Annotated in this window: 6 protein-coding genes and 1 tRNA gene; 1 reads left to right on the forward strand and 6 read right to left on the reverse strand. The window is 26.8% G+C overall.

Features of this window, described 5'->3' with window-relative positions; translation table 11 throughout:
- Positions 1-685 (reverse strand): DUF2156 domain-containing protein (locus Q5F54_RS10440; RefSeq protein ID WP_302334388.1); only part of this gene is annotated, 685 nt, incomplete at its 3' end.
- Positions 686-888: 203 nt separating this feature from the next.
- Here Q5F54_RS10440 and Q5F54_RS10445 point away from each other — a divergent pair.
- On the forward strand, positions 889-1,734 hold the full coding sequence (locus Q5F54_RS10445) for a ComEC/Rec2 family competence protein (RefSeq protein WP_331562740.1): 846 nt from the start codon (positions 889-891) through the stop codon (positions 1,732-1,734).
- 7 nt (positions 1,735-1,741) lie between these two features.
- Here Q5F54_RS10445 and Q5F54_RS10450 read toward each other — a convergent pair whose 3' ends face one another.
- The 5 genes from Q5F54_RS10450 to Q5F54_RS10470 all read right to left on the reverse strand — a co-directional run bounded on the left by Q5F54_RS10450 (position 1,742) and on the right by Q5F54_RS10470 (position 4,901).
- Positions 1,742-2,452, reverse strand: coding sequence for a ThiF family adenylyltransferase (locus Q5F54_RS10450; protein WP_071121237.1), 711 nt, complete (start codon positions 2,450-2,452; stop codon positions 1,742-1,744).
- Positions 2,453-2,607: 155 nt separating this feature from the next.
- Positions 2,608-2,704 (reverse strand) — tRNA-Sec (locus Q5F54_RS10455).
- 103 nt (positions 2,705-2,807) lie between these two features.
- Positions 2,808-3,671 (reverse strand): 3D domain-containing protein, encoded by an 864-nt coding sequence (locus tag Q5F54_RS10460; RefSeq protein ID WP_071121238.1) that lies wholly within the window; start codon positions 3,669-3,671, stop codon positions 2,808-2,810.
- Positions 3,672-3,899: 228 nt separating this feature from the next.
- Positions 3,900-4,574 (reverse strand): uracil-DNA glycosylase, encoded by a 675-nt coding sequence (locus Q5F54_RS10465; protein ID WP_281537605.1) that lies wholly within the window; start codon positions 4,572-4,574, stop codon positions 3,900-3,902.
- 15 nt (positions 4,575-4,589) lie between these two features.
- The gene (locus Q5F54_RS10470) at positions 4,590-4,901 is read right to left on the reverse strand and encodes a SelB C-terminal domain-containing protein (protein WP_302334390.1); all 312 of its coding nucleotides are present in this window, start codon (positions 4,899-4,901) and stop codon (positions 4,590-4,592) included.
- Between the last annotated feature and the right edge of the window lie 147 nt (positions 4,902-5,048).

Here is a 5,048-nt window from a genome sequence, read left to right on the forward strand (position 1 = left end):
CACCCATAGTAAAGGCTTCTAATTTACCATCTACATATATACCCGCTATCTTTAATCTATCTTTTAAGTAATCATAATTATTAAATATTTTCTTGATTCCTACAGATTCATCATCCATACCTTCATCAAATTCATTATTTTCTTCTTTATTTACAGTCCACTCTTTTAGTAAATTTAAGCAATCTTCAAAGTCTTCCTCATCAAGAATTCTATACTTATATCTGCCTTCATAGTCTTTTAAAAATGCATTTATATGATTTCTCTTCTTCTGATTTTTTCTTCCACCTAAGACTCTTAAACTTTCACCATCATATACATAATCAAATAAATCTCTTTCCTCTATGTATTCAAATTTACCTGGATAATTCTCTTGTAAAATATCTACTACTTCTTTTGTTATCCCTCTAAAACATATTTTTTTGTTACTATCTTTGAAGTATCTTATAATAAAGTCCATAGCTTGTGGTAACTTTTCTTTTTTAGCTAAAGGTAATATAGAAAAACTATTCCCCTCATATTCTGCCATTATAACTGCGAAATCATCACATATAACATATCCTGTTTTATATACATGTTGCCACATATATAATGTAGTAAAACAGTATTCACAAGCTTCGTAATCTACTAAATCAAAATATGGTTGTAACTCTTTTATTGAATCTATGGTTATTTCTTTAAATTTCATATATACTCTTAAACCCTTTCTTAAATTTATTTCTTAATAATTTAATATATAAAAACGATACTATAATCTTAAAAGTTTCAATATTATTGTTATCTATTGAATTATCTTACATCTTATTGCTTAGAATATAAGATAGTTTACATTACTAATTTATGTTACCCATATTATTTATTTATAAACATATAATGAACGGAGGTAATTTATTGAAAAAGTTATTTTTAACTTATATTCTAATAATTATTATAATATCACTTTTAATTCCATCTGGCAAAAATAACTATTTGTCTATACATACGATAGATGTAGGACAAGGAGACAGCATCTTAATACAAACCCCTAACTCCAAAAATATATTAATTGATGGTGGTGATGATAATAGCCATAATATAGTATCTAGCTATTTAAAAAAGCAAAATGTAAAAAGAATAGATTATATAATAGCTACACACTTTGACTCTGATCACATTGGTGGGCTAGATAATATAATAGATAAATTTAATGTATCAAATATATATGCTCCTAACTATGAATCAGATACCGTATCCTATCAAAATTTAATTAGCTCTTGCTTAAATAAAAACTTAAATTTACAATATCTAAACGAAGGAGATTTTATTAATATAGAAGATAATATAAATTTAACAGTACTTGCGCCTTCTTATATCCAAGAAGAAAATAACCTTAATTCTATAGTATTTAGAATAGATTATAAAAATAAATCCTTTTTATTCACTGGAGATGCTGAAGCTAGTAATGAAATGAGTATTATAAATTCTTATGAGCTTAATGATATAGATTTTCTTAAGGTAGGGCATCATGGAAGTAGTTCTTCTACTACTTCTGAATTTATAGAAGAAGTAAGTCCAGATGTAGCAGTCATATCCTGTGGATATAAAAATCAATATGGCCACCCACATAGAAGTACTTTAGATACTCTAGAAAAAAACAATGTCTTAACTTATAGAACAGATATTTTAGGTCATGTTGTATTTTACAGCGATGGTGATACTATTTTTACAACTAAAGACTACAAATTAAATAAGAAGTAGAATAATTCTACTTCTTATTTAATAAATCATTTATAACAACTGATGCTATTATAAGCCCTCCAACAGAAGGAACAAAAGATACACTACCAGGTGTTACTTTTTTACCATTTAGTATTTTCTTTTTTAACTCTTTAGGTTGTTCTGTAGAGTAAACAACTTTTAATTTTTTTATTTTTCTATCCTTTAATTCTTTTCTCATAACTCTTGCTAACGGACATATTGTAGTTTTATGTATATCTGTAACTTCTATTTTAGTAGGATCTAATTTATTCCCCATACCCATAGAACTTATTATCTCTAAACCTTTATTTTTACAAGTCTCTATTAAGTGTATCTTAGATGTTACCATATCTATAGCATCTACTACATAGTCGTAGTTTTCACATAGGATACTTTCACTTGTATCTTTATTATATACTTCTCTTATAGCTTTTATATTTATATCTGGATTAATATCTAATATTCTATCTTTCATAACCTCAACTTTATACTTTCCAACTGTTGAGTGTAATGCTGGTAATTGTCTATTGATATTAGTTATATCCACATCATCAAAGTCAACTATTGTTAGGTTACCTACTCCAGCTCTTGCTATAGCTTCTGCTGCAAAACTACCTACTCCTCCAACTCCAAATACTATTACATTAGAATTTTTAAGTTTATTTATACCTTCATCACCTATTATTAAGCCAGTTCTTGTCGTGAAGTTTTTTTCCATTATCATCGCTCCTAAAATCATATTTATCTTAACTTATATTTTCCTATTTAAGTCTATTTTATATTTTTATATAAAAAATTTAAAATTATTTAACACTTTATTTTTTATATTACATTCTTATATGTAAAAAAAGAACTCAATTGAGTTCTTATAACTGGCGGGAATGCGTGGGAATCGAACCCACCCAAGAAGCTATTAACTCCTCATACTAGTTTTGAAGACTAGAGGACACACCAGCACCCATCCACTCCCATATGTAATCTTATGTTTTTATATAATATCATATATATTTTCTAATTTCAACTATTTTATAAAATTAAAAGGACTAATCTCATTTTAGAGAAAGTCCTTTACTCTATCCAACTATATAAATATCTATTGTTTTTCTTCCCCAATTTTTAACCGCTCCTTCATCATTCATATATATATCTATTTTATTACCTTTTATTGCACTACCACAATCTTCTGCTATAAATGTTTTACCAAATTGAGGTATATAAACCTTTGTTCCATAAGGTATAACACTAGGATCTACTGCTATAGTTCCCCACTTAGGCGTTGTTCCTGTTGATGTTGTAGAGTGACCAGTATATGCTGTTGCAACAACAGAAATATGCTTTCTATTTGAATTAGAACTTGATGAATTACCCTTTGATGAGTTATTACTATGAGAAGTATATTTAGTTCTTGTACTCTCACCTCTCGATGAAGCAACTTGAAGTTCTACTTTAGTTCCTTTTTTTATAACCTTATCTACAGGTTTTGTTACAACAACTTCTTCTATAAATTTCTTTTCTACTTGTTTACCATTATGATAAGTAATCTTATATAATAGTTCATTGTTTCCTGGCTGACCTTCTACTTCAACTTTAGTATCACCCTTTAGTAGATCTTTATCTTCTACAATATTGACTTCAAAAGGAACTTCTTTATTTTCCTTTATAGTCTTCTCTGTAACTTTTATAACCTCTATTTTGTCACCATCTGAAATCTTTTGATCTAAAGGTAAACTTATTATATCATTTTTATCGTATTTAACATTTTGTTCAGCTAGTACATCTTCAACATTTGATTTTAAAGTTGATATTTCCGTTTCCTTTCCCTTAACTACTAATGTTATATTTTTATTTGCTAATGTATAACCTGCTGATAATAATCCTATAGACAATATGGTGGCTATGGCCGAGACTTTTAGTATCTTATTATTTTTTATAATCATAATTCTCTCCTTCTTTAATTTATATATATTAATTCGTTGTATTTTATATTATGTTCAAATTGTAACTTTTTTGATACCTCTTGTCAACTTGACAATTTTTAAGTATTATGCTTATCTAGTGTTTAACTGCTTTTCATTGATTTTTCATAGAGTATAAATTTATTAATTTTATTATAAAATAAATACAAAAAAGCATAGCTTAAGCTATGCTTTTTGTATTTGTTTTATTTATATATTCTTAATTTGCCAATCAATAGGCTTTTTACCTAATTCAATTAATATTTCATTTATTTTAGAGAAATGCTTACATCCAAAAAACCCTCTTCTTGCCGATAATGGACTTGGATGAGGAGCTTCTAAAATATAGTGTTTACTAGTATCTATAAGTGCTGTTTTCTTCCTTGCATTTGCTCCCCATAAAACAAATATCACAGGGTCTGTTCTTTCACTTAACAATTCTATAATTCTGTCAGTAAAAGTTTCCCATCCTATTCCTTTATGAGAATTAGCTTCATGAGCTCTTACTGTTAATGCAGTATTAAGAAGCAATACACCTTGATCAGACCAAGGTATCAAATATCCATTATTAGGTATAAAACAACCAATATCACTTTGTAGCTCTTTATATATATTTAGTAACGATGGCGGTATCGCTACATTTGGTTGTACCGAAAATGCCAATCCATGAGCTTGATTTTCTCCATGGTATGGATCTTGTCCTAATATTAATACTTTTGTATCTTTATAAGACGTACGCTTTAAGGCTTCAAATATATTATTCATATTTGGATATATGGTTTTAGTCCTATACTCTTCTTTTAGAAATTCTCTTAATTCTAAGTAGTATGGCTTTTCAAATTCATCAGATAAAATCTCATCCCAATCATTACCTAGCTTGACCATAATATCACCTTCCTTTTATTTATTATATAAAGTTCTTTTATTATCATCTCTTTTTGTTATTTTATTTCTATCAAAATTTTCTAATATAATCATACAATTCTTTCTACTTGAATTTAACATATCTCTATATTGACCTAGTGTTATCTCTCCAAATTCTTCTAAGTACTTTATTAAATTTATCTTTATTTCTTCATAAATTTCTTTATCCATTATATATGTATCATCTAATTTTTCTATATCTTTTCCTATCATATACTCTAAGACTTCTTCATAATATTTATTTTCACATATATCCTTTATATTTAGTATAGTTAATACTTCAGGCAATTTTAATTTTTTTTGTATGTTATCCTTTATTTCTTTTTGCTTATCATTTAATACTACTTCAAAATCATAAATTGATACTAAATTTTCATTTATCTTTATAACTTTTTCATTTTTTAATTGGTTTTTAAATATTAGTTTTCAGCTATT

Origin of the sequence: uncultured Romboutsia sp., assembly GCF_958366745.1 — a bacterium.
Lineage (GTDB): Bacteria > Bacillota > Clostridia > Peptostreptococcales > Peptostreptococcaceae > Romboutsia > Romboutsia timonensis.

What these genes read in the sequence shown, in the direction of transcription:
- Q5F54_RS10450 (WP_071121237.1), bottom strand. Translation starts at nt 2,452, where the DNA reads ATGGAAAAAAACTTCACGACAAGAACTGGCTTAATAATAGGTGATGAA.
- Q5F54_RS10460 (WP_071121238.1), bottom strand. Translation starts at nt 3,671, where the DNA reads ATGATTATAAAAAATAATAAGATACTAAAAGTCTCGGCCATAGCCACC.
- Q5F54_RS10465 (WP_281537605.1), bottom strand. Translation starts at nt 4,574, where the DNA reads ATGGTCAAGCTAGGTAATGATTGGGATGAGATTTTATCTGATGAATTT.